Consider the following 26078-nt stretch of genomic DNA (forward strand, 5'->3'; position numbering starts at 1 on the left):
CTCGCCCACCAGTGGCAGGGCGATGGCCCGCCGACCAGGGCCTGTCCGGCGGATCTCGCCGGACAGGCCCGTGGTCCCGGGAGGTTCAGCGCTTGAGCGTGAAGGTGAAGTCGCCGGAGAGCTTGCCGCTCAGCCGGCCTGCCGAGACGAGTCTCCCCTCCGTGATCAGTCGTTCGACCTCGGCCCGCGAAAGACCGCAGCCTTCAGCGATCAGTCGCACCGGCCGGACCGGGATCCGCGCCGCGAAGCGGACCGAGACGTCCATCACCTCGCGGTCCTGGTGATCCGTTGTCCAGCGGTCCTGGTGATCCGATCCGCCGGTGTCGAGGCGCCAGGCGTTGTCCCAGTCGAGGGCGATGCGATTACGGCGCCGCACGACCGGATCCTGGAGCAGCTCGGCCGCCAGGCCGAGGTCGTTGTCATGCAGCCGGTCCAGCAACTCGGGCCGTACGGAGCGCACGTTCATCCGCTCCAGAAGCGTGAGCTTTGCCGTGTCCCCGCAAGCGGTACAGAGCACGAGGAGCCAGGCGTCGATGAGCTTGTGGTTCGCGTTGACGCGGAACTTTCCGCTTGCCCTGAAGCGCTCGGACGCACACGCGTGGCAACGACGGCGAACGAGTGGCGGGCAGGTGGGCGCGACCACCCAGTTGGTGAGCACAGAAGTACACCGGTTTCAGTGAGAAGTCCGCAGCAAGAAGCAGCGCGGCGCACATGCGCGACGCGCGACACATCAGCACTCGGGAGGTCTCACACGGTGTACAACGGCACGTCCTAGCCCAGACGACTTGGTTCGGCAGCACGGTAATGGCGCACAGCGGCGCCGCTCCACCGGTTTTCGAGCGCCCGTCCCCGTCGTCGACCAGGTTCACCGCAGGGTGATGTTGACCATCCAGGTGATCCCGAACCGGTCCACGAGCGCGCCGGCCTCGTCACCCCACGCCTGCTTCTCCAGAGGCATCGTCACGGTGCCTCCGGCGGACAACTTCTCAAAGCGGCCGCGGAGTTCGCCGTCGTCGCCGCCGAGGTACACCGCGACATCGTTGCCCGGGTGGTAGGGCACCCCCTCCGGCACGTCCCAGGCCATGAGCGTGTATCCGTCCGGGGTGTCGAGCCGGGCGTGCATGACCCTGTCGGCGTCGGGCGACTCCGGCGAGCCGAAATCCGCGACCGTGCCCATCTCCAACTCGCCGCCGAACACCTGCTGGTAGAACTCCATCGCCTGCCGCGCGTTCCCGTTGCACGCGATGTACGGGTTGAGTCGAGACCCCATTCAAGGCTCCTTCGTGTGAGTGACTGCGTGCGTGCCCGGACCGCAGGATCATCCAACTCAGGGCGTCCGGGCGGCACTTCGTCGAGCCTCCCAGCACATCGCGACACCCTGTGTCACGTATTGCCTTAGGGTTTTTCGTATGCGCGCCGACCGGTTGGTCTCACTGGTTCTGCTGCTGCGCCAGCGCGGTCGGCTGTCCGCGACCGCACTGGCCCGCGAGCTGGAGGTATCCACCCGCACCGTGCTGCGCGACATCGAGGCGCTGTCCGCCGCCGGCGTCCCGGTCCACGCCGAACGGGGCCGGCACGGCGGTTTCGCGTTGCTGCCCGGCTTCCGGACCGAGCTCACCGGACTGAACCACGACGAGGCCCTTGCCCTGCTGGTCGCCGGATCACGGCGCGGCGCGCAGGCGTTCGGCCTCGGCTCGGCGCTCGCTTCGGCCATGCTCAAGGTGGTCGACGCGCTCCCCGAAAGCCATCGGGACACCGCGGCCGCCGTGGCCGAGCGACTGCTCATCGACCCCGAGACCGACCTCCTCTCGCGTCGGCCGGTCGCCGAGGAGGTGCCCGGCCCCATAGCGGCCGAGGTCCGGCGCGCGGTGTTCGCCGGACACAAGCTGCGCATCCACTACGCGGCGGTGGACCGGACCCCGACATGGCGCACGGTGGACCCGATCGGCCTGGTCACCGTACGCGACCAGGGTTACTTGCTGGCCACGAGGTCCGGCGCGGACCGCACCTACCGGCTGTCCCGGATCCTGGCCGCCGAGGAACTCGCCGAACCCGCGCAGCGACCGGACCGGGTCGATTTGGACCGGGCCTGGCAGGAACGCAGCACACGGTTCCGAACCGGCGGCGACCAAGTCACCGTGCTGGTACGACTGGACCCGGCGCGACGGGAGGACCTGGTGGGCACCGCGCTGGCCGTCCTCGCCGAAGAAGCCGACGCGGACGGCCGGCTGCGGCTGGAGGTGACCTTCCAGGATGCGAGGCACGCCGAGTGGGCGCTGTGGCAGCTCGCCACGGACGCGGAAGCCCTGGCCCCGCAGTGGCTGCGCACCGCCCTGCGCGACCGCGCCGCCGCGGTCGCCACCCGCTACGAAGCGTCCTCCTGAGCGGCGAAAGGCGATTCCGTGACTGCGAGACGGCACGGGCCTGGTCCTGTCGATGGTGGGCATCGGCACCGGTATGCGGCCCCAGCCCCCCGCTGACGGCCCGCGCCTACGTGACCGGCCGCTGACCACGACGGCGGGCCGCCCCCTCGGCCCGGTACGCCGCCGCGACCCGCTCCCGGAACGGCCGCCGGCCCACCGCCTCCGCCACCTGCCTCAGCAACTCCCCCAACGGCATCGAAAGCTCCGAGTCCAGCTCCGCCATCGCCGCCACCGTGGCCTCCCACTCCGCCTCGATCCGTGGCAGCAGGGCACGGGCCTTCGGCGTGAGGCCGACCAGGCGGCGGCGGGCGTCCAGCGGGTCGGGAGTGTGGGTGACCAGGCCCGCGCGGGCCATCTGCGCCGCCGTCTGGCTCGCGGCCGAGTGCGTGACACCGACCGCAGCGGCCAAGTCCCGGACCGACAGCGGGCCTTCGGCCAGGAGTGCCCGTACGACCGGGGAGAAGCGCGGCCGGTACTCGGCCAGGCCCTGCTCCTCGTAGACCTTGGCCACGTCGCCGTCCAGCAGCTCCAGGACGTGGCGGAGCAGAGTTCCTACGGCGACCGGATCCGGGTGGTTCCTCGCGCTGCTCCCGTTGTTCACGCTGTTCACCCTGTTAATCTAACAGTGCTGTTATGTCCGGGGAGGAGGGCACGTCTCATGGCCGGGCTCCATCCCCCCATCGAGCCGTACGAGCACGGCATGCTCGACGTCGGCGACGGCAACCGCGTGTACTGGGAGAGTTGCGGGAATCCGGCGGGCAAGCCCGCCCTCGTACTGCACGGCGGGCCCGGGTCCGGCGCTGGGCCGTTCTGGCGTCGGCTGTTCGACCCGGCGGCGTACCGCATCGTGCTCCTCGACCAGCGCGGGTGCGGGCGCAGCACACCCGACGCCGCCGATCCGCGGACCTCGCTCGACGCCAACACCACCCCGCACCTGATCGCCGACATCGAGCTGCTGCGGCGGCACCTCGGCATCGGGAAATGGCTCGTCATCGGCGGCTCCTGGGGCGTGACCCTCGCGCTGGCCTACGCCGAGCAGCACCCCGGACGCGTATCCGAGCTGGTCCTCTTCAGCGTCACCAACACCACCCGCCGCGAGGTGGAGTGGGTCACGCGGGACATGGGCCGGATCTTCCCCGAGGAGTGGGCCCGGTTCCGCGAAGCCGTCCCCGAGGGGGAGCGCGACGGCAGTCTGGTGGACGCGTACGCCCGGATGCTCGCCGACCCCGACCCGGCCGTACGGGAGCGGGCCGCGCGGGAGTGGTGCCGGTGGGAGGACGTGCACGTGTCCACGCACCCCGGGCACAAGCCCGACCCCCGCTACGAGGACCCGCACTTCCGGCTGCGCTTCGCCCGCCTCGTCACGCACTACTGGCGGCACGCCGGCTTCCTGGAGGACGGGGCGCTGCTGCGCGACGCCGGGAAGCTCGCCGGCATCCCGGGCGTGATGATCCACGGGCGGATGGACATCAGCGGTCCTCCGGATGTCGCGTGGCGGCTGGCCCAGGTGTGGCCGGACGCGGAACTCGTGCTGATCGGCGAGGAGGGGCACGGGCTGTCGGGCGATGCCACGACGGAGGCCGTGCTGGCGGCCACGGACCGGTTCCGGCCGGTCCGCACCCCTTGAGAAGGGCTCCGCGGCATGAGATGGGCCCCGCGACGGTGCGGACACCGGAAGCGGAGCGACCTGTCACCGGCCCCCGGCCGACCGCTTGGCGCCGCACGTCGCCAGACTGCACCACCGGCGCCGCCCGCTCTCGTCGAGGAACAGCCAGCCGCAGTCCCGGCTGGGGCAGCCGCGGACGGTGAAGCGCCGCGGGTCTGCGAGCAGTTCGCCCGCGCTGCGGGCCACCGCGCAGACGGGCAGGCGCAGACCGGCGGAGGGCGACGGCTGCCAGCGTCCGAGACCGTCCTCGCCCCGCGTGAAGACCGAGAGCCGCGCGGCGTCCTCCACCACCCCGGCCACCGCCTTGAACGCCCGGCCGTCCTGCGGATCGGTCAGGCAGGCGTACAGGTCCGCACGGAAGCGCCGGGCCTCGTCGAGGACGGCGGCGGCCTCGGTGGGCTGCCGCAGGGCCTGTTCCCGCAGCCGGGTGACCTGCCGGTCCTCGATCAGGTCGAGGTGACCGGCCCATACGGCGAGGGTGGCGTAGCCGCGCAGCCACTCCGACCCGGGCAGCCGCTCCCCGGCCCACCCGGCGTAGGTGTTGCAGAACTCCAGCGCGGGGTGTCCGCTCGTACTCCACGGCAACCACCGGTCGCCGACCCGGACCGCGTAGACGGGCCCGGGGGGCCGGTCCAGCCGGGGGTCGGCGCGCAGCATGCGCTCGTGGAGGGTGCGCAGGTCGCGCCCGGGCTCGATGCCGAGTTCGTCCGCCAGCAGGTCGCGGGTGCGGCCGTACCACCGGAGCGCATCGGCCTGGCGGCCCGCGCGGTACAGGGCGGTCATCTGGGCGCCGACGAGCCGTTCACGGGTCGGGTGCTCCTCGAGGAACGGGCTCAGGTCCGCCACGACACGGTCGTGCAGACCCATGGTGAGCTGGGCCTCCGCTCGCCCCTCCGCGGCGGACAGACGTAGTTCGGCCAGCCTGCCGCCGAGGCGCGTGCGCAGCCGGTCGTCGGCCACGTCCGCGAGCAGCGGGCCGCGCCACAGTCCGAGGGCCTGGTCGTACAGGCGGATCCGCTCCGCGGGGTCAGCGGAGTCCGCCGCCCGTCCGACGAGCCCGACGAACTCCTGGGCGTCGATCCCATGAGGGCCCTGCTCCACGGCGTAACCGTCGTGCCGGGTCTCGACGGACACCCCGTGCGGCCTGAGCGCGGCGCGCAGGCGGCCGACGTAGGTGTGGACGGTGGCGCGGGCGGAGGCGGGCGGTTCGTCGTCCCACAGCAGGTCGATGAGGCGGTCGGTCGGGACGGCGCGGCCCGCGTGCAGCAGCAGGACCGCCAGCAGGCACCGCTCCTGGCGGCGGCTGCCCCCCAGCACCTGCCGTCCCTCGTGGTGGGCGGTGAACGGACCGAGCAGTTGGAACTCCATGGTTGCCCGGCAGCCTAACCGGACGTCGATGGTCAGGCTTTGGTCAGAGGCCGGGGAGAGACTGGCCTCCTTCCACCCGCCTCTGCCCAGGGAGAACCATGCGACGAACCGCCCTCGCGACGCTGACCCTTGCCGCCGTGCTCGCCGGGACGCAGCCCGCGTCCGCGGAGACGGCGAAGGAGACGGCGAAGGGCTGGGAACCGGCACCCTCCGCGCCGTGGGACGTCGGCGCCGGCGTGCGGTGCGACTCCCCCGTCCACGGCGAACCGGTCGTCGACGAGGTGGTGCGGCGCGTGCTGAGCACCTACCCCGACGGCTCGGTGCGGCGGGTCGCCTACAAGGGCGACCTGGTCGTACGCGTCACCAACACCGCAACCGGCGCCTCCTACGACGCCGACGCGAGCGGCTCGGCCGTCGTCGAGCACCGGCCCGACGGCTCCCAACACTGGGCCGTGCACGGGCCGGTGCTCGTGGGGGTCGGCCAGGACCAGGGCAGTCTGCCGCGCGGCCTGTACCTCGTCGACGGCGTCTACACGATGGACATCAGCCCCACCGGATACAAGTCCGTACGCCTCCTGCACGGGACGACGGACGACCTGTGCGCGCACATCGACTGAACGGGCCTGCCCTCCCCGATGCCCGGAACCGTGCTCAGTGCGCGTCGTGGTTGCCCTGGTATTGGGCCTGTGCCGTCTCGCGGACCTTCTGGTGGCTCCAGGAGGCGAAGCGGTGGGGTGCCAGCCGGTCGGGGTCGACGAGCAGGTCCCCGGTCTCCAGCAGCATGCTCGCGAGCTGGCGGCCGACGCAGTCGTCGTGCGTGGCCCAGGACGCCTCGGCGAACCGGCGAACTGCACGGCCTGCTCACCGAACACTCCGCCTAGAGCACCGTCCACTACCTCAGTCATGCCATCCGCGAGTCACCATCTGAACCACGCTGCGGACCCGGGTGCGCAAGGAGCTTGCAGCCTCCGGCTGCCCTGCTGCCGGTTCACTCGTCCGGTCCGCGGGCTCAGTACCTGGACTCGGCCGCCCAGGTCATGACTTGGTTCTGCCTTCGCGCGATTGGCCGAGTTCGGCCACGAGGAGCTGCAGCAGACCGGGACAGCGTTCCTCGATGTCCGCCCTGAGTAGCCTCAAGGTGCTTCCGTTGCCGTGATCGCGCTGCACCACCAGGCCCGCCTCCCGCAGAACTCGGAAGTGGTGAGTGCGGGTGGCCTTCTTTACCGGCAGGTCAAAAGACCCGCAGGCGCGCTCCTGGTCTTCGGGGTCGGTCGCGAGTTCGGCGATCACCCTCCGCCGGGAGTCGTCCGCGAGCGCGGCGAACACTTTGCCAAGGTCCACGATCCTCCTCCAGGTATGATTTGCATCGTACCTCAAGGCATGCATAGTCTCCGAGGTATGAACATCGTCATACCTGAGGGAAACGGTCCCATCGGCATCTACGGGTTCGCCCGCCCCCGTGCGGAACGCGCCGAGGAACTAGAACGTCTGTTGCTTTCGTTCGTCAAGCCGACCCGTGCCGAGCCGGGCGCCTGGCAGTACCAGGTGCACCGCGATGCCTCCGACCCCACCACGCTGGTCTTCTACGAGCTGTGGCGTTCCAGGGACGATCTGCGCAATCACCTTGCCCAGCCCCACCTTGTCCGGTTCCAGGAGACGCGCATGGACTATCTGCGTGAGGACCTGGAGATCAACTGGCTGACTCCTCTCACTGCGAACGAAACCGGTGAACCTTCCCGGTCACAGCGCTAGCCGCACCGTCTATCTGTCGGGAACTTCGCCACTGAAGGGTGTTGCTGATCCGGACCAGGTTCGGCGGGGTTGAGATCGACGTCTCGACGGTATGGGATCCACCTGGGCAATAAGCTGCAGAGCCCCTTGGTACGGTGCGCCGATGTCATCGATCAAGCACTGGCGCTGGCGAAGGACTGGGGCACCGATCACCCGCCGTGGGGCGAGCGGGTGTGGGCGGAGCTGCACGGGGAGGAACGCGGATGACCGGAGAGCGGAAGCCTTGGGTGGGCGACTTGATCCATGACGAGATCGCCGGCCGGCGCGGCGTCGTCACGGATGTGCGCGGCGGTGCGGTCTGGGTGCTGCGGCCGGAGTCCGGCCCAGGGCGGTGGACCTCGCGGCAGCCCGAGCGCCTGACCGTGGTGACGCCCCGCGAGGCGAGCCGGACGTGGCCGTGACGGATCCCTCACCGCTCCCTCGTGCAAGGGAGTGGACCGACCGCCTCGCCCGGGCCGATCGTGGGCGGCATGGATGAGTGTGGTGCCAGTCGACCCTGCCGGTCCGGGTGCGGAAGCGGAGGAGGTCCGCCGTTTCTGGGGGCGGCTCGGGCTCCCCGGGCTGGTCGACGTGCACACGCACTTCATGCCCGAGCGGGTGTTGCACAAGGTGTGGGGCTACTTCGACGCGCTCGGGCCGATGACCGGCGGGCTGGAGTGGCCGATCACCTACCGGAGGGAAGAGGCGGAACGGGCGGACATCCTGCGGGAGTTCGGCGTCCGCGCCTTCACTGCGATGCTGTACCCGCACAAGCCGGGCATGGCCCGCTGGCTGAACGGCTGGGCGGTTGACTTCGCCCGCCGCACCCCCGACTGTCTGCACACCGCGACCCTCTACCCCGAGCCGGGCGTCGAGGCGTACGTCCGGGAGGCCGTCGAGGCGGGCGCTCGGGTCTTCAAGGCGCATGTGCAGGTGGGGGCGTACGACCCGGCCGACGAACTCCTCCAGCCGGCGTGGGGGCTGCTGGCCGAGGCCCAGATCCCCGTGGTGATCCACTGCGGCTCCGGGCCCGCGCCCGGCAAGCACACCGGCCCCGAGCCGATCGCACGGGTGCTGGCCCGGCACCCCCGGCTGCGGCTGGTCGTCGCGCACCTGGGGATGCCCGAGTACGAGGAGTTCCTCGGCCTCGCCGACCGGTACGGAGAGGTCCGGCTGGACACGACGATGGCGTTCACCGACTTCACCGAGGCCTTCATGCCGTTCCCCCGCCGGGCCCTGCCCCGACTGGCCGGACTCGGCGACCGCGTCCTGCTCGGCTCCGACTTCCCCAACCTCCCCTATGCGTACGTGGACCAGCTCCACGCCCTGGAACGGCTGGACCTCGGGGAGGATTGGCTGCGGGCGGTGTGCCACGACAACGCGGCGGAGTTGTTCGGGGTGTGAGGACCGCCTGCGCCTGACCGGCCGAGGTCAGGAGGGCAACGCGGCTCGCTCCGACTCCGCCAGCAGCACGCAGAACTCGTTGCCCTCCGGGTCGGCGAGAACGACCCAGCCCCGGCCGTCGGGCTTGCGGAGATCGTCGACCAGCGAGGCGCCGAGCCCCAGCAGCCGCTCGACCTCCAGGTCCCGCGAGGTGTCCGGGCGCAGGCAGAGGTGAAGCCTGTTCTTCCCCGACTTCGGCTCCGGAACCTCGTTGAAGTACAAGGCCGGGCCGCCGGGCAGCATGACCTCGGTCTCCTTGTCACCCGGCTGGTCCCCGGGATGCAGCGGCTGTCCGGTCACCTCGCTCCAGAAGAGTGCCAGCCGGTAGGCGTCGGCACAGTCGATCGCAATGTTCTCCACCGTTGAAAGCATGCGATCGATCATCGACGAGAGGCGCCCCGCCCGCCACCGGAACAGGGCCCTGGCCGCGGGGTGCTCCCAGCCCAACGCCCCCGGCCCTGCCGGCACCGTGCGGCGGCGGCAGGCGGGGGCGTCGGACAGGGCGTATGCCTAGCGAAGTGTTAGCTGCCCGTCACATCCGTCACCTTCCAGCGCTGGTTGGAGCCGGAGTTCGGCTGCCAGAGGCCGACCGAGGCGCCTTCGTTCGTGGACTGGCCGCCGACATCCGCGAGTTGACCGGTGGCGGCGTTGACGAGGGTCCAGGTGCCGTCGCCGGTCGTGGACATGATCCACTCGGTGGCCTCGTCGCGGCGGCCCTCGTCGGGCTCGGCGACCAGGGCGCCGTCGCGGACGGCCAGGCGCTTGTCCGACGCGGCCTCGGTGAAGACGTACCGCTTGCGGTTGTCCGCGCCGCGGATCTGCTCCACCCGCCACTGCTGACCGCCGGGGTCGGAGGCGTTGGCGCTCTTGATGACCAGACCCGTGCCGTTGTCGGCGATGGTGAGGTCCTTGCCGCTCTGGACGCCGGTCAGCCGGTAGGTGTGGCCCTTCTTCAGCTCGGCCGCGTCCTCGGCGACGCCGGACACGCCCTTGACGAGGAAGGACGTCACCGACTGGGCGGGCACGGTGACCGTGGCCTGCTTGCCGGATACCGGGACCGCCTTCTGCTTCTCGAGCTTGCCGTCGGCGCTGGTCACCACGGGGGTGACGGTGGCGCGGGACGAGACCCGGCCGAACTTCGACAGGTCGAGGGTGACCTCGCGGGACTCGGTGGTGCTGTTGACGTGGACGACCGTCGCCGCGTCGCCCTTGCGGGAGACCGCCGCGGTGCTGGAGGTGTCGTTCGTCTTGATCAGCCGGTCACCGGGCTTGATGAAGTGCGTGAAGTTGCGGGCCGTGTCGAACTTGGTGTTCGTGTAGACCGGGCAGGTTTCGAGGGTGTCCTCGGCGGTGCAGCTGAACGGGAGCTGGATCTCGCCCCAGTTGCCGCCCTTCGCGGACTCGCCGCCCGGCTTCATGTTGTCGTAGTCCTCGACGGGCTGCCAGAACACCCAGGCGCGGGGCTCCAGTTCACGCAGGTCGTCGACGATGCGCTGGGCGAGGCCCAGACCGGGCCGCATGTCCGTGAAGCTCTGGCCGTCGCCCCAGTCGCCCTCGACCTCGCTCATCCACAGCGGCTTGTCGGCGGCCTTGGCCAGGTCGCGGACGGTGGTGCGCTGGCCGGTGCCGTAGGTGTGGACGTTCATCTGGGCGACCAGGTCACGGACCTCCTGGGGGTAGGAGTTCCAGTTGGTGGCGAAGGTGCCCGGGTTGGTCTCGTCCATCGCGGATATCTCCGCGTCCGACTTGGACTTCTTCAGCACCGGGGCGAGCGCGCGGAGCACCTTCTGCTGGAGCTCGGGGCCCATGTGGGCGCCTTCCTGACGGCCGCCGACGGGCTCGCCGTCCGGGCCGAGCTTGGTGCCCCAGTAGTTGGTGTTCGGCTCGTTGAACGGGTCGAGGGTGTCGACCTTGATGCCGTGCGCCTTCTCCAGCCGCTCGGTCGCGCCCACCAGGTACTTGGCGAAGTCCTCGACGGACTCCGGCTTCAACTGGTCCTTGCCCGCGTCGAAGTTGCCGGAGACGTAGCCGCTCTCGGTCATGAACCAGGGCGGGGAGTTGCTGAAGGTCTCCCAGTGGGTGATGTCCTTCTTGATGCGGTCGACCCACCAGCGCTGCGTCTTGTCGGCGTGTCTGTTCCAGTCGGCGGGGTCCTCGGCGTCCCACCAGTCGACGTCCTCGCGGGTGGTACCCGCCGGGGCCTTCCACCAGCCCTCGACCGCGCCGCCGGCCCGCAGGTAGTCCTTGACGTCCGGGGCGTTGCCGCCGCCGATGTTGTAGCGGGCGATGTTCAGGGCGAGGCCCTCGTCGCCGAAGAGGAGCTTGTAGAGCTTCTCGCGTATCGCGGGCGGGTAGTCGCCGGTGGCGTTGGCGAACCAGACCAGGCTCGTGCCCCAGCCCTCGAACTTCTCCTGCTTGTAGGAGGGGTCGGGGCGGACGGTGACGCCGGCCGCCTGAGCGGTGGGCTCGGCGTGCGCGGCGGGCAGGGTGGTGGTGGCCAGGATGGTTCCGGTCGCCACGGCGGTGACGACGATGGCCCCGAGGAGCCTTCTCTTACGGGTGCGGTCTGCCATCTCGAGTACTCCAGCTCTTCTGCGTGCCGCGCGTCCCGGCGGGGGCAGAGATCGGGGCCTACGTGTGCGAGTTGTACTGCTTAGCGGCCTTCTCGTACGATTTCGACTAGGCAATGTTTACGTAAACATCCACTGGCGGGATGTCTACACTGTCCGAATCTCAGGGGTCAAGGAGTCGTTCCGGACCGAAATTTGCGCCGGTGCGCGGCGAGGGGAGCGAGGGGCAGGTGGGCACAGTGGACGGTGAGAGAGAAGTCATGGGCACGAGCCGTACGAGAAGGCGTCCGGTCCGCCCCCGCCAGGGCGCCTCCATGGCCGACGTCGCCCGGCTCGCCGGCGTCTCCTCCCAGACGGTCTCCCGCGTCTCCAACGGCTTCCCGGGCGTCACCGAGGACACCCGCCGCCAGGTCCTGGCCGCGATGCGGGAGCTGGGCTACCGCCCCAACAGCGCCGCACGGGCCCTCAAGCGCGGCGAGTTCCGCACCCTCGGCGTGATCACCTTCTCCCTCTCCACCATGGGCAACATCCGCACCCTGGAGGCCATCGCCACCTCCGCGGCCCAGCACGGCTACGCCGTCACACTGCTGCCCGTCGCCGTCCCCACCCAGGACGAGGTGAACGGCGCCTTCTCCCGCCTGGGCGAACTCGCCGTGGACGCCGTCATCGTCATCATGGAGATCCATCTGCTGGACGCGGCGACGGTCTCGCTCCCGCCCGGTGTGCAGGTCGTGGTGGCCGACTCGGACGCCGGCGACCGCTACACCGTGGTCGACACCGACCAGGCGGGCGGGGCCCGGGACGCCGTACGGCACCTCCTGGACCTCGGCCACGACACCGTGTGGCACCTGGCCGGCCCCGAGGGCTCCTTCGCCGCCCAGCGCCGCGCCAACGCCTGGCGCGACACCCTCACCGCGGCCGGCCGCGTCCCGCCGCCCCTGGTCCGGGGCGACTGGTCGGCCGAGTCCGGCTACCGGGCCGGGCTGCGACTGGCCGACGAGCCGGACTGCACGGCGGTGTTCGCCGCCAACGACCAGATGGCCCTGGGACTGCTCCGGGCCCTGCACGAACGCGGCCTGCGCGTCCCCGGCGACATCAGCGTCATCGGCTTCGACGACATCCCCGAGTCCGCGTCCTTCCTCCCGCCCCTCACCACCATCCACCAGGACTTCGCCGAGGTGGGGCGGCTGTGTGTGGAGGGCGTCCTGAGCAAGATGCGGCAGGACGGGGAGGAGCACGGGACGACGCTGGTGCCCACGCGGTTGGTGCGGCGGGAGAGTACGGGGGCGCCGGGCACTCGGGCGTGAGCCCGGCCGCGGTGGGGCGTGCGGTTCCGGTGGGAAGGAGGACGGCGTATCGCCGCACCGAAGCCGGCCTGCCGGCATAGACCGGTTCCTGACAGACCCTGCCGAGGCGGACGTTCCGCCCGTACGGTCGAGCGGTATGAGCCGAAGTCGGGGGCTGACGTATCTGCTCGCGGGCGCGGTGGCCGCGTTGATTGTCGTTCTCGCAGTCACCCAGGGGCCGTCGGGTACCAACGGCACGGACACACCGGGTACGGACGGGGAGAGGGGGAAGGGGCCCTTCACGATCGCCGTCGTCACCCGCGACACCGGCCAGGACCGTGCCGGAGCGGCCCGCGTCGCGCTCGCCGAGCTGCGGGACCTGCTGCGCAGTAACAAGGCGGAGGGCGAGCTGCCGCTGGAGTTCGTCGGCGTGGTCCCGGGGGACGGCCTGACCATCGGCACGCTGCGGCGGGACCATCCGCGGCTCGTGGCGGCCATCGCGGACGACCCCGGCCTGGACGGCATGGACGAACTCAGCGCGCAGGTGCCGGTGGTCGGGACCTGCCGCTGGGAGAACCCGCCCGGTCTCAGCAGCAGCTTCCAGTGGACCGTCGCCCCGGACATCACCGAAGTGGGCTGGCAGGTGCGGGCCTACGTGGGCAAGATGCACCGTGCGCAGCAGCTGATCGTCTTCGGCGCCTACGGAACCGACGCCGCCGAGGCAGAGCAGCTGAGGAAGGGCGAGCCCGGACCGGCGTGGGACGGCCCGCGCCTGCCCTCGACGGCGGTGCACATCGACAGGCCGGGCCAGATGACCGCCCCGGAGCTGCGCTCGGCCCTCTCCGGCGGGCGCGGCGACGCCGTGTATCTCGCCGGCTCGCGCTCCTCCCTCACCGACGACCTGCGCGCCCTGGCCCGCGCCGGCTTCCGAGGCCCCGTGCTGTACGCCCCCGGGTTGCTCAACACCTGCGTGAGGGCGGAGCCCGAGGATCCTGGCCAGGTCCCGGACGGCATCACCCTGTACCGCGTCGGCACGGCCGGGCCCGGCGCCGTACGGGCCGAGGACTGCTTCACCGTCGACACGCAGCACTGCCCGTACTTCCTGCGGCTGCCCGACAGGCCCGGCGCCCTGGAGGAGTACGAGGCGGCGCAGACACTGATCCGGGTGTACCGGACCGTGTGGGTCGACGGCCGCGGAACCGCGCCGTCCGACCCGGAGGAGGTGGCCTCGGCGCTCCAAGGCAGTCTCAACGGGCAGATCGTGCGCGGCATTTCGGGCTGGTTCGAGGTGGGTGGCCCGCCCGGTGACAGCTACACGCTCAGTTTCGGACACGACATATGGCTGGAGCGGTGGGCGGCCGGGAAAGGGCGCTGGACCGTCCTCGGCCCCGTCTCCGCCGAGTACACGTAGCGGCGCGCGTCCGGCTGGATGATCTGTTGCCCGTGCCCGTGCCCGTGCCCGTGCCCGTGCCCGTGCCCGTGCCCGTGCCGTACAGCTCGATGCGGTGGCCTCGACCACCCCGTGGACGTCACGCTCGACGCCGAGGGGCGCTGCTACGTGAGCGACGACCGGCGCGGGGCGGCACTCCGCATCGGCGAGGGCGAGTTGGTGCCTGTCGCGGAAGGCCTCGGCGCCCCCCAGGGGCTCGCCGTCCGCGGCGACGCACTCTGCACCGTGGACACCGCGAGCCGCCGGCTCTGGTCGGTCTCCCTGACGACGGACGGCACCCGCGTCGAGGCCGAGGACCTGGCGGTCGGGGTCCCGCCGGGCAGCAAGCCGCCGCGCCGGGCCCCGCTCTCTTCACCCACGGACTGCCCGGCGTGGCCCCCCGGTTCGCGGGTCTCACCACCGTCCCGGACGGCTCCCTGCTCCTGTCGTGGAACGGGGAGGGGACGGTGGTGCGGCTGTCTCCGGCGCGGACCGGCACGTGACGCTGACCGGACGTGACGCGGACCGCGCGGCCTCCGCTCCTGAGGGCGGGTCAGCGGCGGCGGCCCCGGGCGGGCCTGCCGCGCCGTGCGCGCGGGGCGGAACCCGTGCGCGCGGGGCCGCTCTCTGAGGGCGGCGGGGTGAGGACGACGGGCACGCCCGAGGGTGCCTGGGCGCCGGTGATGCGGCTCAGTTCGGCCTCGCCCGAGCGGACCCGTGTGATGCGCGGGGTGATCCCGGCGTCGGCCATCAGGCGGGCCGTCTCGCGGCGCTGGTGGGGCAGGACCAGCGTGACGACGGTGCCCGACTCGCCGGCCCTGGCGGTACGGCCGCCCCGGTGCAGATAGTCCTTGTGGTCGGCGGGCGGGTCCACGTTGACGACGAGGTCGAGGTTGTCGACGTGGATGCCGCGGGCGGCGACGTTGGTGGCCACCAGCACCGTGACCTCGCCGTCCTTGAACCGGGCCAGGGTCCGGGTGCGCTGGGACTGTGACTTCCCGCCGTGCAGGGCCGAGGCGCGCACCCCGACGGCCAGCAGCTTCTTGGCCAGCCGGTCGGCGGCGTGCTTGGTGTCCAGGAACATGATCACGCGGCCGTCGCGGGCGGCGATCTCCGTCGTGGTGGCGTGCTTGTCGGCGTCGTCCACGTGCAGCAGGTGATGCTCCATCGTGGTGACCGCGCCGGCGGACGGATCGACGGAGTGGACCACGGGGTCGTGGAGGTAGGTGCGGACCAGGCGGTCGACGTTGCGGTCCAGCGTGGCCGAGAACAGCAGCCGCTGGCCGCCGGGGCGGACCTGGTCGAGCAGGGCGGTCACCTGCGGCATGAAGCCCATGTCCGTCATCTGGTCGGCCTCGTCCAGGACGGTGACGGTGACGCGGTCCAGCCGGCAGTCGCCGCGGTCTATGAGGTCCTTGAGCCGGCCGGGCGTCGCGACGACGACCTCGGCACCGCCGCGCAGCGCGCTCGCCTGGCGGCCGATCGACATACCGCCGACCACCGTGGTGAGCCGCAGGCGCAACGCCTGCGCGTAGGGGGTGAGGGCGTCGGTGACCTGCTGGGCCAGTTCCCGGGTGGGGACGAGGACGAGGGCGACCGGCTGCCGGGGCTCGGCCCGCTGCCCGTCGATGCGGGCCAGCACGGCGAGGCCGAAGGCGAGCGTCTTGCCCGACCCCGTGCGCCCGCGGCCCAGCACGTCCCGGCCTGCCAGGGAGTTGGGCAGCGTCGCCGCCTGGATCGGGAACGGCACGCTCATGCCTTCGGCGCGCAGCGCGGCCAGCAGCCGCTCGGGCAGGCCGAGGTCGGCGAAGTCCTCGACGGCGGGCAGCGCCGGGGTGATGGTGGCCGGGGGCGCGAACTCCCCGCCGGGCGCGGTGCGGCGCCCGTGGCCGCCGCGGCCCGCGCCGGCCGTACGGGCGGAGGTGCTTCGGCCCCCGGCCTTACGCGAGTGGGGGGAGCCGTTGTTCTTGCGAGCGGTGCGATCCAAGGGGATCCTTCCTCGATGCGGCTACGTATCGGGGAATTCCCGGCGGCTGGGACGGACCGCACCAGGATTCGCAAGACTGAGCCGGGTGTTGGATGAAAACGAGGCTGGGGCCCGCACCTCACGGTGCGGGCCCCGGTCACGTCGGACGCGTCAGCGTCAGGCGGGCACGATGTTCTCGGCCTGCGGGCCCTTCTGGCCCTGCGTGACGTCGAAGGTAACCTTCTGGCCTTCCTGAAGCTCGCGGAAGCCGGAGGTGGCGATGTTCGAGTAGTGGGCGAACACGTCCGGACCGCCACCCTCCTGCTCGATGAAGCCGAAGCCCTTTTCCGCGTTGAACCACTTCACAGTGCCAGATGCCATGCTGAATCTCCCTTTGGGGGACAAACCCGAGACCCGCACTTTACGGACTCGGGGTCGCTGAAATGATCACCCTCGGAGAGATCCGAAAATCCTCGACAACTAAAAAGAGTGCTCGTCGACAAAGGTCGATAGAGCACTCGAAGTCTCTGGGAACCAAAACTGCAACAACAACGACGGTAGCACAGGCTGCGGCGGATGGCCCGGGAATCTCGTACCCGAGGCGGACAGCGGGCCTGTTCGTACTGCGTTCTGAGTAGCCCGGATCGTCGTCAGCCGTACGACGACGGGACGGCCCCCTCGCAGAGAGCCTTGGCAGACGATCGACACCAGGTGTGGAGACCTGCTGCCGTGGCGACTTTCCTGTATCGAGTGGGCCGGCTGGCCTTCCGGCGACGTCAAGGCGCCGTGGGCCGCCGACGAGGAGTTCTCGATGCCCGGCATCGAGTCCCAGAAGGCGTTCGACCTGATGGAACAGCGCTTCCCCGGGGCCACGGCCGACGGGGCGACCGCCCGGGTCGTGTTCATCGCGCCCGGCGGCGAGAAGGTGACCGCAGCCGAGAACAGGCAGGCCATCGAGAAGGCCGTGACGGGTCTCGGCGACGGCGCGCAGGTTGCGGGCGCCGTCGCCCCGTTCCAGGCGAAGACGATCAGCGAGGACGGCTCGACCGCTGTCGCGACCGTCACCTACAAGGTCGGGCCGAACGACCTCACGGACGCCAGCCGCACCCATCTGGAGCGCGCCCTCGACCAGGCCCGGGACTCCGGGCTGACCGTCGAGGCGGGCGGCACCGCGCTGGCCGACAACGCCGGGCCGGGCGGCACGGCCGAGGTGATCGGCATCTCGATCGCCGCCGTCGTGCTTCTCATCACGTTCGGCTCCCTGGCCGCCGCCGGGCTGCCCCTGCTGACCGCCGTCATCGGTATCGGCGTCAGCATGGCCACGACACTCATCCTGTCCCGGGCCCTCGGCCCGTCCACCACCACCGGCACCCTGGCGATGATGCTGGGCCTCGCCGTCGGCATCGACTACGCCCTGTTCGTCGTCTCTCGCTACCGGGAGGAGCGCGCCAAGGGCCGCGCGCCGCAGGAGGCGGCCGGACTCGCCGCCGGTACGGCCGGGCCCGCGGTCGTGTTCGCCGGGCTCACCGTCGTCATCGCGCTGGCCGGGCTCGCCGTGGTGGGTGTCCCGATGCTCACCAAGATGGGCCTGGCCGCCGCCGGCGCAATCGTCGTCACCGTACTGATCGCGCTGACGCTCGTTCCGGCCCTCCTCGGCTTCTGGCCGAACGCCGTGCTCACCCGGCGGGCCCGCAAGAGCGGCCGGATCGAGGAGAGCGGCGATACCAACGGGGGCACCCGCTGGGCCGGGTTCGTGCTGCGTCGCCCGATACCCGTGCTGCTCCTCGGCGTCGTCGGCCTCGGCGCCCTCGCCCTGCCCGCGGCCGGCCTCCAGCGGGGCATGCCCGGGGACGAGGCCAAAGCCGGTCTCCACCACCGAACGCCGCGCCTACGACGCGCTCGCCGAGGGCTTCGGGCGGGCTTCAACGGCCACAGACCGGCGTCGTGGACGGCAAGGGCGCCGCCGACCCCAAGAGTGCCGCGGACGAGATCGCCAAAGAGATCGGCGCCACGAAGGGCGTCGTGTCCGTCTCCCCGGCCCGCTTCAACGACGCCGGTGACACCGCCGTCTTCTCCGAGTGCCGAGACTGGTATCGATGTCGAGATCATTGGCACCGTCGGTACTTACACCAGCCCCCGCCACGTCTTCGCCTACGACGACGGCGAGGTACGGCAAGAGTTCTCCATCTGCTTCCTGGCTCGTCCTGTGGCCGGGCAACTTGCGGTGTCCGAGGAAACAACCGACGTCCGCTGGTTCGAGCTTGCAGAGATCGACGCACTCCCATGATCACCGGCATGCGGAAGCGAGTGAACGACTGGCGCGACGGCAACATGCCAGCCGCCCGGTAGCCGGCAGACGTGGACGCCGTCGTGAACTGTGCCGGCATGGGCGCTGTCGCGCGTTCTGGGTGGCACCGCGATCGACGGTACCGGTGACCTGTCCGACTACGTTGCTGCCGCCAAGGGCATCGTCGAGCGCGGCGCGGCGATTGAGCCTCGGCTGGCTGGTGCACGAATCATCGAGCACAGGGTGGGCGCCCGACCAACTAGGCCTGACCTGCGCGTTTCACTTGCTGCTGTGTCCGGATCTTGAGCGGAAACACGAAAGTGCCTTCTGAGCTGGGGTGATGAGGCTTGTCTAGGGCTTCTGTCACCACGGCAGGAAGGCACTTTCTACGTGCACACCGCCGGGTCGCGTCCCCAGCTCGTCGTCTCGGCCGACGGTCGTGGAGTGGTCAGCCACGCCGGATCCCGTGATTTGGCGGTGATGCGCGCCGGCGGCGGCGAGGCGAGTCACCCGCACCCTCCACCTCCTCTTCGGCGGCTCGCCCCCGGCGAGGCATAGGCCTCCCACGTCAACGCGACCGCGTCGTGCCGGTCTCGGGCTCCGGACACCAAGCGCTCTGACGGAGGCTGCCCCAGCGTCCGCAGAATCCCACCTGTGCGGGCCGCTTGGTCCCCTCCACGCGCTGGATGGAGATGAGCTTGTCGAGCGGGATCTGCTGGTCCACGACACCGCCGAAGTCGATGCGGCCGCTCTCCCCGTCGAGAGCGGCATCGCCGTGGATGCGGCTGAGGGCCTGCCATACGGCGGGTGCGCTGATCGGCATCCGGGGTGCTGTGTCCTGGAGGCGACCGACGGCTTTGAGGTAGAGGTTCACCGCGTCGAACGCGAGCGCCGCATGCCCGTCGAGGGAGGTGTTCTCAACCTGCTCGCACTCTTCGGGGAAGAGCTTCTTCATGGTGCCGTAGAGGTCGCTGGGACCCTCGCAGGAGGAGGAGCCGAGGGTGAAGTCCAGGAACTCGTAAGGGATCCGCGGGTAGTTCCCGCGCCGGGATGGGTCGGCGCCGAGGCGGGCCACGTCGTCCCCGCCGAGAAAGACGGGCGGGCTGGAACCGCAGGTGTCGTTGGCCGCGTTCAGGATCGTCTCGAAGTCCTCGGACCGGCCGGCGAAGAAGACGAGCCCCTCGTAGTGACAGGCATGCTCGCCGACGCTGCGCGCGCCGCGCTGGCCCGAGGCGGTCACGTCAGACGAAGGCGAGGGCGTGTACGCCTGCTCCTCGACGTCGAAGTGCGCACCGGAAAAGGACGCGACAGCGTCGTCCCGCAGGTTCCTGCTGTACTCGTCGGTCGGATCTGCGGAGTACACGACCCGCACCCTGCGCCCCTTCAGCCTGCCCTCGTCCGCGAGGTGCCCGGCGTACGCGGCGGCGACCTCGGCCTCGCGCCGGTTCTGCGGTGACACCTGGTAGTAGAGCGGTGAGTGGTCGTCGAGGGTGTCGGCCGAGAGGGTGGTGGCGACCATCGGGAGCCCGACACGGGTTAGTTCGCCGATCGTCGTGATCGTGGCCTTGCGACTCTGGTCCAGGCCGGTGATGCCGACGATGGTCGGATCGGTGCGCATCATCCGCTCTATGATCCGCGCGACCACGTCCCCGTAGCGCATGCCGGAACCCGCAGCGGCCGGGAAGATCCGCAGCACGGGATCGTTCTCCCCCGCCGGTCGAGCTGCCGCCGCTGTGCGCTGGCCGCGCCCTGCAACTGCTCGCGCGCGTACGACTGAGCACCGGACGCCTCCCCGCTGGGGCTGAGGAGGGCCGACAGGTGGACGAGGGTCACGAGCGGCCGGCCGGGGACCTCCCGGTGGATGCGCTCGGCCTCGGTGTTCTGCTCCGCGATGGTGGTGAGCGTCTTCTTCACCGACCCGTCGTCGGAGCCGAAGGCGTACCCGTGCGGGGCGACGCCGACGCACTCCCCCGTGGACTCCCGCACGAGGGTGTCGGCGTCCCGGTGGGATCGGCTCAGCCCGCAGTGCTGCTCCTGCCAGTCCCGCTCGCCGGCGATGGCGTAGCCGATGCCGGCGGCGACCAGGAGGAGGGCGGTGAGGGCGGCGCCGACGATGGGCAGGGGGCCCGTGCCGTGCGGCGGGCGCGGCACGGAGATCCGGGCCGCCGCGGAGTTGCGCACCCGCTGCCGGGCCCGGCCGGAGTGGCTTTCCGGCAGCGGCGCGGGCACGCGGACCGGCAGGTACCAGAAGTCGACGGTTCGGCTGCGTCCCTGTGTCCGCAGCGACTCGCACCACGTCTCGTAAGGGCCGAGCTCGTCGTAGAGCTCCAGCACCTCTGCGTGGTCGTGGTCGTTCTCGCCGCAGCTCGTCACGATCAGCAGCGGATCGAACGCCCCCGTCTCGTTGCGCACCTGAGCGAACGTCCGCACCAGTGCCCGTCCGTCGTTGGACTCGCTCACCCCCTTCAGATACGCCACGCAGTAGGCCGTACGCCGGTAGGCGCGGCGCCGCCAGGGACGGCGCCGGTAGGCCACGCGCAGGTCCTCCAGAAAGGCGTTGATCATCAGCTTGGTGATCTGCACCGGGTCTTCGCGCCCCCAGCGGGGCTGGGTGAGCCGCAGCGCGAACCCGTCGAAGGTCCCCGGGTCGCCGGGCGCCATGTACGGCTGCCGCAGCAGCCACCGGTACTCGCTGCCCAGCACCCGCCATGCCCGGAACCACACCAGCGGCAGCACGTGCAGCCCGAGGAGGTACGCCCACCACGGCACGCTTCCCTGCAACGCCACCTCGGTGCTGGGGCTGCGGGCGAACCCGAGCAGCGGTCGGCGCTGAATCTCGCGGTCCCGCAGTCGGCGCAACATGTCCTGGGCGTGCTGGGAGTTCGGTTCCTCCGCTGTGTAGGTCATCTCCAGCAGCCAGTTGACGAGGCCGAACCGCCGGAAGCGTACGCGCTGGTCCCGCCCGTTGCGCGCGGAGGAGTACTCGGCCGCGAGCTTGACGAGCATCCGCCGGCACAGCTCGGACCGCTGCCAGGGCGGCGGGAGGTGGTCGGGGGCGGATTCGTCACTGCCCCGGTCGTCGCGGACCTCCCGCCGCATGTTGTCCACGTCGATGGACTCGTGCGGCACGCGTCGGGGTTCCGCCGCGCCGAGCGCCCGTGCGATCTGTTCGGCGAGCCCCTCCTGGTCGTCACCGATCAGACTGAGCACGGGCAGGCCGTCCCGCGCCGGCACCTCGGCCGGTAACTCGCCTTTTCGGGGACGGCGCACGAGGCTGTTGACTAGTGTGAAAAGCCGGTCGGCGGACGCGAAGACAGGTTCCACGGCTCCCCCGTGCGCCTGGTGTTCCAGCAAGTGGACCGTCACGCTAGACGACCGGGGTACACCACCACGGGTGCGTTACCAAGCCTTAATCTACGCGCTTCACTTGCTGCTGCGTCGGGATCTCATAGATTCTCGCCCTGGCTGTTGGAGAGGCTGCCCGACAAGTCTCAAGCGGCCGTCTGTCGATGACCATGTGACAACACCGCTCCGTGCTGGTGACTACGGGTCTCGCTTGACCTGGGGTGGGAAGCTTGCCGCATGGACTACGTCCCTGAGCGCGTGGCGAACCCTCCGGGAGAGATCTCTGTCCAACCCCGGCGCATCACTAACCGACCCGCTGCATCGCCTTCCGCTGCCGTTCCGCCATCGCGGCCCCGGACTCGCGGCGGGCCATCCTGCGCAGGACGGACGGCGCGAAAACCAGCCCGGCGACCGCCCAGGCGCCCAGCACGCCCGCTGTCTCCAGGAGCCGCCAGGATTCGCCGATCTCGGCGGCGACCGCTTCGGCCGGCAGCAACGCGGCCCGCAGGCCGAGGCCGAGCCAGTAGACGGGGAAGATCTGCGCGACGGCCTGCAGCCAGTCGGGCAGCTCCGACAGGGGGAAGTAGATGCCGGAGATCACGACGAGGCCCATCACCGGGAGCATCAGCAACCCGACGGTGCGCGGACTGCTGACCAGTGAGCCGACGACGGCGCCGATCGGCAGGGTCGCCAGGAGACCCAGCGGCACCGCCCACACCAGCGTCAGCAACGCTCCGCCGCCCTGCCGGGCCACCCCGTCCACCAGGAACACGCCGATGGCGAAGGGGAGGGCCATGGAGGCGAGAGCCGTACCCGACACCATGATGATCTTGCCGACCAGGTGGCCGACCATGCCGTGCGGCACGGCCTTGGCCCGCAGCAGGGTGCCGTCCTCGCGCTCGGTCGCGAGCAGTTGCGCCGTGGTCATCATCCCGGTGAACGCGAGCGTCATGCCCAGCATGCTCGGCAGCATGAACGCGCCGGTCGAGATGCCGGCGCCCTTCAGCGGATCGTCCTTGAGCAGGAACAGCGGCACGAGGAGCAGGACCGTCCAGAGCACGTAACCGAACACGTCCTGGCCGGTGGTGAAGGTCTGCCGGAGCTCCGTCCAGCCGCGCCGCACCCCTACTCCCGCCGCGTACCACACCGGACTCATCGCGATTCCTCCCCGAAGGCGTGTGCCGCCCGCTCGTCGGGGACGCTCCCCGCCTCCAGCTCCCGCACCATCGTCAGGTAGGTGTCCTCCAGGCTCGCCCGGCGCACCTCCAGCCCGCCGACCGCGTCGCCGTGCTCCTCGAACAGCCGGCGGACGAAGCGGGTGGGCTCGGCCGTCGACTCCTCGAAGGGCCGCCCGTCGAGCGTCCAGCGCACGGTGGCCTCGGCCGATGCCTGCCGGGACAGTTCCTCGGCCGGGCCGTCGGCCACGATCCGGCCGCCCGCCAGGATGAGGATCCGGTCGGCGAGCTTCTCCGCCTCGGCGAGGTCGTGCGTGGTCAGCAGCACGGTGGTGTTCTCGTCCGCGAGCCCGCGGACCAGGCCGTGGAACTCGTTCCTGGCCTCCGGGTCCAGACCCGCCGTCGGCTCGTCCAGGAACAGCAGTTCGGGCCGGCCCACGATGCCGACGGCCACGTCGAAACGCCTGCGCTGGCCGCCGGACAGGGTTCCGACCCGTTTGTCCGCCTGCTCGGTCAGGCCCACGGCGGCGATGAGCTCGTCGGCGTCCCAGGGCCGCCGTACGAGGTCGGTGGAGTACGGCGCGTAGTACGAGCCGAGATGGGCCAGCAGTTCCCGCACCCGCCACTTGCCGTGGTCGCGCCAGGACTGCAACACGATGCCCAGGCGCGCACGCCACCGCTCGTCCCCGCGAGCCGGATCGGTGCCCAGGACGCTCACGTCACCGGCCGAGCGCATCCGGAAGCCCTCAAGGACTTCGATCGTGGTCGTCTTGCCCGCGCCGTTCGGGCCGAGCAGCACGACGACCTCGCCTCGCCGGGCCGTGAAGCCGACCCCCTTCAGGACGTCCTGGCTGCGGTAGCGCATCCGCAGGTCCCGGACGTCGACAACCCTGTCGCTCTCCGGCGGCGGGCCGCTCCCGGCCTCGGGTAAGGCGTGAGCGGTTGTCATCGATGTCCCCCCGTTCGTCTGGCAGCAGCCGGTCGGGCCGCCCCGGGCGAACACATTACCGAAGGGTCCGGAACCGGAGCGGGCTCCGCGGCCAGCTCTTTCCTCCTGGCCGCGCCCGTCCGGCTGCTCATGATCTTCGCGCCGGCATGGGGCCGACCGCTCGCATCGCCGGGTCACCGCTGACCGTGCTGCCGGTGCTGCTCGTGCATCTCGCGTTCGCGGTACCGGGGTTCCCCGAGTTGTGGACCGCGGTCAGCGGCCCGGACCTCGACGGCTTCCGCGAACTGACGGCCCTCCCGGACGGTGCCGGTGCCGTCCGGGCCCAGGTCATCGCCTGGGATCTGCTGATCGGGCAGTGGATGTACCGGGAGGGCCGGCGGCTGGAGATCTCCGCCCTGGTGATGGGACAGCTGCTGGTTCTCACGATCCTGCTGTCGCCGTTCGGGCTGCTGGTGTTCCTGGGGCTGCGTGCGGTGAGGGCGCGGCGGGCGGGGCCAAGTCCTTCGACCGGCGGACCGGTTCCGAGTCAGGCGCGCAGATAGGCCAGTACCGCCAGGACGCGGCGGTGGTCGTCGGGGGCCGACGGGGGCAGGTCCAATTTCTGGAGGATGCTCGCGATGTGCTTGGCGACGGCCGCGTCCGTGACGACCAGGCGGCGGGCGATCGCCGCGTTGGAGCGGCCCTCGGCCATGAGGGCGAGGACCTCGCGCTCGCGGGGTGTGAGCCGGTCCAAAGGGTCGCGGCGGCGGGCGAGGAGCTGGCGTACGACCTCGGGGTCGACGACCGTCGCCCCGGCGGCGACGCGGGCGACGGCGTCGGCGAACTCCTCGACGTCGCCGATGCGTTCCTTCAGGAGGTAGCCCGTTCCGACGCTGCTGCGGCGGTCGTCCAGCAGCTCGTCGGCGAAGGTCTGCTCGACGTACTGGCTGAGCACGAGAACCGCCAGCCCGGGCTGCTCGGCCTGGAGCCGGCGGGCCGTGCGCAGGCCCTCGTCCGCCTGGCCCGGTGGCATACGGACGTCGGTGATCACCAGGTCGGGGCGGTGTTCCCGGGCGGCGGCGAGCAGGGCCGGGCCGTCGCCGACGGCGGCGAGCACCCGGTGGCCGAAGCGCTCCAGCAGGTGGACGAGACCTTCCCGCAGGAGGACGGCGTCTTCCGCGATCACCAGGCGAAGGGACTGCCGCATCAGGTCTCCGCTCTCAGGAGGACGGGCCGGCGCACGGGATCTCCGCTCTCAGCAGGGTGGGTCCGCCCGGCGGGCTGGACAGGAACATTCTGCCGTCGGCGGCGGCGATCCGGTCGGCGAGGCCGACGAGGCCCGTGCCGCGAGCGGGGTCGGCGTCGCCGGAGCCGTTGTCCTCGATGTCGAGGCGGAGCACGCCGTCGCGGCAGCGGGCGGTGACGCGGCAGCGGTCGGCACCGCTGTGCCGGGCGATGTTGGTGAGGGCCTCGGCGGTCACGTAGTACGCCGTCTGCTCGACGGCGGCCGGCAGCCGGCCCGGGAGGTCGAGGTCGAGGTCGGTGGGAATCGGGCAGCGCCCTGCGATGTCCCGTGCGGCGGCGGGCAGTCCGCGTTCCGTCAGGATCTGCGGATGGATGCCCCGGATCAGTTCGCGCAGCTCGGTGAGCGCCTCCTTGGCGAGGGCGTGGGCCTCGCCGACCTGCTTCGCCGCCGCGCTGCCGGGCGGCAGGTCGAGGGTGGCCAGGCCCAGCTTCATGGTGAGGGCGACGAGCCGCTGCTGCGCGCCGTCGTGCAGGTCGCGTTCGATGCGGCGGCGTTCCGTCTCGAAGGCGTCGACGAGGCGGGCCCGGGACCGTACGACCTCGCGCAGTTCGCGGTCCTTCGGGAAGAGCACGGAACGCCCGACCGCCGCCCGGGCGCCGGCCCACGCCCCGATGGGATACGCGGCCACGGGCAGCAGCAGCGCGCCCGCGACCGGGCCCGCCACGGTCTGCCAGGGCTGGGCGGTGGGCTGGAAGGGCGTCAGGAGGAGGAAGCCCGGGATGCCGAGCGAGACCAGGACCACGGCGAGGTCCATCCAACCGACCGCCAGGACGGACACGGCGCCGTAGCCGGCGGTGCGGGGACTGTGCCGCGACCGCTGCCGGTCGGCACCGCCACCGCCACCGCCACCGCCGCCCCGGTCGACGAGAGCGAGCCGGCGGCGTTCCAGGGGACCGGCGAGGGCGACGGCGAAGACCACCAGCGCCCCCGCGCAGAGCACCCTGGCGAACGTGCCGATGGGCGCGGCGAACAGCCCGGCCACACCGAGGTAGACACCGGTCGCGAACACCCCGCCGGACAGGAGATAACCCATGGCGCGCCACGGCCAGACGGTGCGCAGGAACCCCAACGGGCTACGGGTGAGGGCCTCCAGGACGGTTCGAGGGGTGGTCACGC

At 71.3% G+C, this 26078-nt stretch carries 24 protein-coding genes and 2 pseudogenes; 10 read left to right on the forward strand and 16 right to left on the reverse strand.

Annotated features, from left to right (window positions below):
* Positions 1–85 precede the first annotated feature (85 nt).
* Together V8690_RS22010 and V8690_RS22015 are read right to left on the reverse strand one after the other, a co-directional pair.
* The gene (locus tag V8690_RS22010; protein ID WP_338781355.1) at positions 86–658 is read right to left on the reverse strand and encodes a DUF1062 domain-containing protein; all 573 of its coding nucleotides are present in this window, start codon (positions 656–658) and stop codon (positions 86–88) included.
* A gap of 207 nt (positions 659–865) precedes the next feature.
* Positions 866–1270 (reverse strand): VOC family protein, encoded by a 405-nt coding sequence (locus V8690_RS22015; protein ID WP_338781357.1) that lies wholly within the window; start codon positions 1268–1270, stop codon positions 866–868.
* A 139-nt stretch (positions 1271–1409) separates the two neighbouring features.
* On the opposite strand from V8690_RS22015, the gene V8690_RS22020 reads away from it, so the two are divergent.
* Positions 1410–2384: a WYL domain-containing protein gene (locus tag V8690_RS22020; protein WP_338781359.1), complete on the forward strand. Its 975-nt coding sequence runs from the start codon at positions 1410–1412 to the stop codon at positions 2382–2384.
* A 106-nt stretch (positions 2385–2490) separates the two neighbouring features.
* On the opposite strand, the gene V8690_RS22025 is transcribed toward V8690_RS22020, so the two are convergent.
* A complete protein-coding gene (locus V8690_RS22025) occupies positions 2491–3024 on the reverse strand; it encodes a MarR family transcriptional regulator (protein ID WP_338781360.1) in 534 nt (177 codons plus the stop codon).
* Between the two features lie 57 nt (positions 3025–3081).
* On the opposite strand from V8690_RS22025, the gene pip reads away from it, so the two are divergent.
* Positions 3082–4050: a prolyl aminopeptidase gene (gene pip, locus V8690_RS22030; RefSeq protein WP_338781362.1), complete on the forward strand. Its 969-nt coding sequence runs from the start codon at positions 3082–3084 to the stop codon at positions 4048–4050.
* A 63-nt stretch (positions 4051–4113) separates the two neighbouring features.
* Here pip and V8690_RS22035 read toward each other — a convergent pair whose 3' ends face one another.
* Entirely contained in the window at positions 4114–5457 is a 1344-nt protein-coding gene (locus V8690_RS22035) for a BTAD domain-containing putative transcriptional regulator (RefSeq protein ID WP_338781364.1), read from the reverse strand.
* 98 nt (positions 5458–5555) lie between these two features.
* Here V8690_RS22035 and V8690_RS22040 point away from each other — a divergent pair, with 98 nt between their 5' ends.
* Positions 5556–6074 carry a hypothetical protein gene (locus tag V8690_RS22040; RefSeq protein WP_338781366.1) on the forward strand — a complete coding sequence of 173 codons (519 nt, stop codon included), beginning with the start codon at positions 5556–5558 and terminating at the stop codon, positions 6072–6074.
* Positions 6075–6108: 34 nt separating this feature from the next.
* On the opposite strand, the gene V8690_RS22045 is transcribed toward V8690_RS22040, so the two are convergent.
* A complete protein-coding gene (locus V8690_RS22045; RefSeq protein WP_338781368.1) occupies positions 6109–6240 on the reverse strand; it encodes a hypothetical protein in 132 nt (43 codons plus the stop codon).
* A 252-nt stretch (positions 6241–6492) separates the two neighbouring features.
* Complete coding sequence (locus V8690_RS22050) at positions 6493–6798, reverse strand: helix-turn-helix domain-containing protein (RefSeq protein WP_338781370.1); 306 nt, start codon at positions 6796–6798, stop codon at positions 6493–6495.
* 57 nt (positions 6799–6855) lie between these two features.
* Between V8690_RS22050 and V8690_RS22055 the strand changes: the two genes are divergently transcribed.
* From V8690_RS22055 to V8690_RS22065, 3 genes are all read left to right on the forward strand, one after another.
* Positions 6856–7209, forward strand: a complete 354-nt coding sequence (locus V8690_RS22055; RefSeq protein ID WP_338781371.1) for a putative quinol monooxygenase — start codon at positions 6856–6858, stop codon at positions 7207–7209.
* Positions 7210–7475: 266 nt separating this feature from the next.
* Positions 7476–7649, forward strand: coding sequence for a hypothetical protein (locus tag V8690_RS22060; RefSeq protein ID WP_338781372.1), 174 nt, complete (start codon positions 7476–7478; stop codon positions 7647–7649).
* Positions 7650–7731: 82 nt separating this feature from the next.
* Positions 7732–8631, forward strand: coding sequence for an amidohydrolase family protein (locus V8690_RS22065; RefSeq protein WP_338781374.1), 900 nt, complete (start codon positions 7732–7734; stop codon positions 8629–8631).
* Positions 8632–8658: 27 nt separating this feature from the next.
* Here V8690_RS22065 and V8690_RS22070 read toward each other — a convergent pair whose 3' ends face one another.
* Both V8690_RS22070 and V8690_RS22075 read right to left on the reverse strand, forming a co-directional pair.
* Positions 8659–9042: a VOC family protein gene (locus V8690_RS22070; protein ID WP_338781376.1), complete on the reverse strand. Its 384-nt coding sequence runs from the start codon at positions 9040–9042 to the stop codon at positions 8659–8661.
* A 149-nt stretch (positions 9043–9191) separates the two neighbouring features.
* Entirely contained in the window at positions 9192–11243 is a 2052-nt protein-coding gene (locus tag V8690_RS22075; RefSeq protein WP_338781378.1) for a glycoside hydrolase, read from the reverse strand.
* A 311-nt stretch (positions 11244–11554) separates the two neighbouring features.
* On the opposite strand from V8690_RS22075, the gene V8690_RS22080 reads away from it, so the two are divergent.
* Together V8690_RS22080 and V8690_RS22085 are read left to right on the forward strand one after the other, a co-directional pair.
* Positions 11555–12547, forward strand: a complete 993-nt coding sequence (locus V8690_RS22080; protein ID WP_338785421.1) for a LacI family DNA-binding transcriptional regulator — start codon at positions 11555–11557, stop codon at positions 12545–12547.
* A gap of 136 nt (positions 12548–12683) precedes the next feature.
* Complete coding sequence (locus V8690_RS22085) at positions 12684–13937, forward strand: hypothetical protein (protein ID WP_338781380.1); 1254 nt, start codon at positions 12684–12686, stop codon at positions 13935–13937.
* Positions 13938–14508: 571 nt separating this feature from the next.
* On the opposite strand, the gene V8690_RS22090 is transcribed toward V8690_RS22085, so the two are convergent.
* Entirely contained in the window at positions 14509–15942 is a 1434-nt protein-coding gene (locus V8690_RS22090) for a DEAD/DEAH box helicase (protein WP_338781381.1), read from the reverse strand.
* Positions 15943–16098: 156 nt separating this feature from the next.
* Positions 16099–16302, reverse strand: coding sequence for a cold-shock protein (locus V8690_RS22095; protein WP_010032345.1), 204 nt, complete (start codon positions 16300–16302; stop codon positions 16099–16101).
* Positions 16303–16650: 348 nt separating this feature from the next.
* Between V8690_RS22095 and V8690_RS22100 the strand changes: the two are divergent.
* A pseudogene (locus V8690_RS22100) lies at positions 16651–17997 on the forward strand (MMPL family transporter); the annotation flags it as partial.
* A gap of 779 nt (positions 17998–18776) precedes the next feature.
* On the opposite strand, the gene V8690_RS22105 reads toward V8690_RS22100, so the two are convergent.
* The 4 genes from V8690_RS22105 to V8690_RS22120 form a co-directional block, all read right to left on the reverse strand.
* A complete protein-coding gene (locus tag V8690_RS22105; protein ID WP_338781388.1) occupies positions 18777–19904 on the reverse strand; it encodes a hypothetical protein in 1128 nt (375 codons plus the stop codon).
* Positions 19835–21478: a hypothetical protein gene (locus V8690_RS22110; RefSeq protein ID WP_338781390.1), complete on the reverse strand. Its 1644-nt coding sequence runs from the start codon at positions 21476–21478 to the stop codon at positions 19835–19837. Before V8690_RS22110 ends, V8690_RS22105 begins: the two co-directional genes overlap by 70 nt.
* Before the next feature lie 379 nt (positions 21479–21857).
* A complete protein-coding gene (locus V8690_RS22115) occupies positions 21858–22709 on the reverse strand; it encodes an ABC transporter permease (RefSeq protein ID WP_338781392.1) in 852 nt (283 codons plus the stop codon).
* Positions 22706–23677: an ABC transporter ATP-binding protein gene (locus tag V8690_RS22120; protein WP_338781394.1), complete on the reverse strand. Its 972-nt coding sequence runs from the start codon at positions 23675–23677 to the stop codon at positions 22706–22708. Before V8690_RS22120 ends, V8690_RS22115 begins: the two co-directional genes overlap by 4 nt.
* Positions 23678–23806: 129 nt before the next feature.
* Between V8690_RS22120 and V8690_RS22125 the strand changes: the two are divergent.
* A pseudogene (locus V8690_RS22125) lies at positions 23807–24219 on the forward strand (ABA4-like family protein).
* Here the strand turns inward: V8690_RS22125 and V8690_RS22130 are convergent.
* Together V8690_RS22130 and V8690_RS22135 are read right to left on the reverse strand one after the other, a co-directional pair.
* Complete coding sequence (locus V8690_RS22130) at positions 24204–24863, reverse strand: response regulator transcription factor (protein WP_338781396.1); 660 nt, start codon at positions 24861–24863, stop codon at positions 24204–24206. The pseudogene V8690_RS22125 and the gene V8690_RS22130 overlap by 16 nt on opposite strands.
* Positions 24864–24876: 13 nt before the next feature.
* Positions 24877–26031, reverse strand: coding sequence for a histidine kinase (locus V8690_RS22135; protein ID WP_338785422.1), 1155 nt, complete (start codon positions 26029–26031; stop codon positions 24877–24879).
* Between the last annotated feature and the right edge of the window lie 47 nt (positions 26032–26078).

It is taken from the genome of Streptomyces sp. DG1A-41 (assembly GCF_037055355.1).
Classification (GTDB): Bacteria; Actinomycetota; Actinomycetes; order Streptomycetales; family Streptomycetaceae; genus Streptomyces.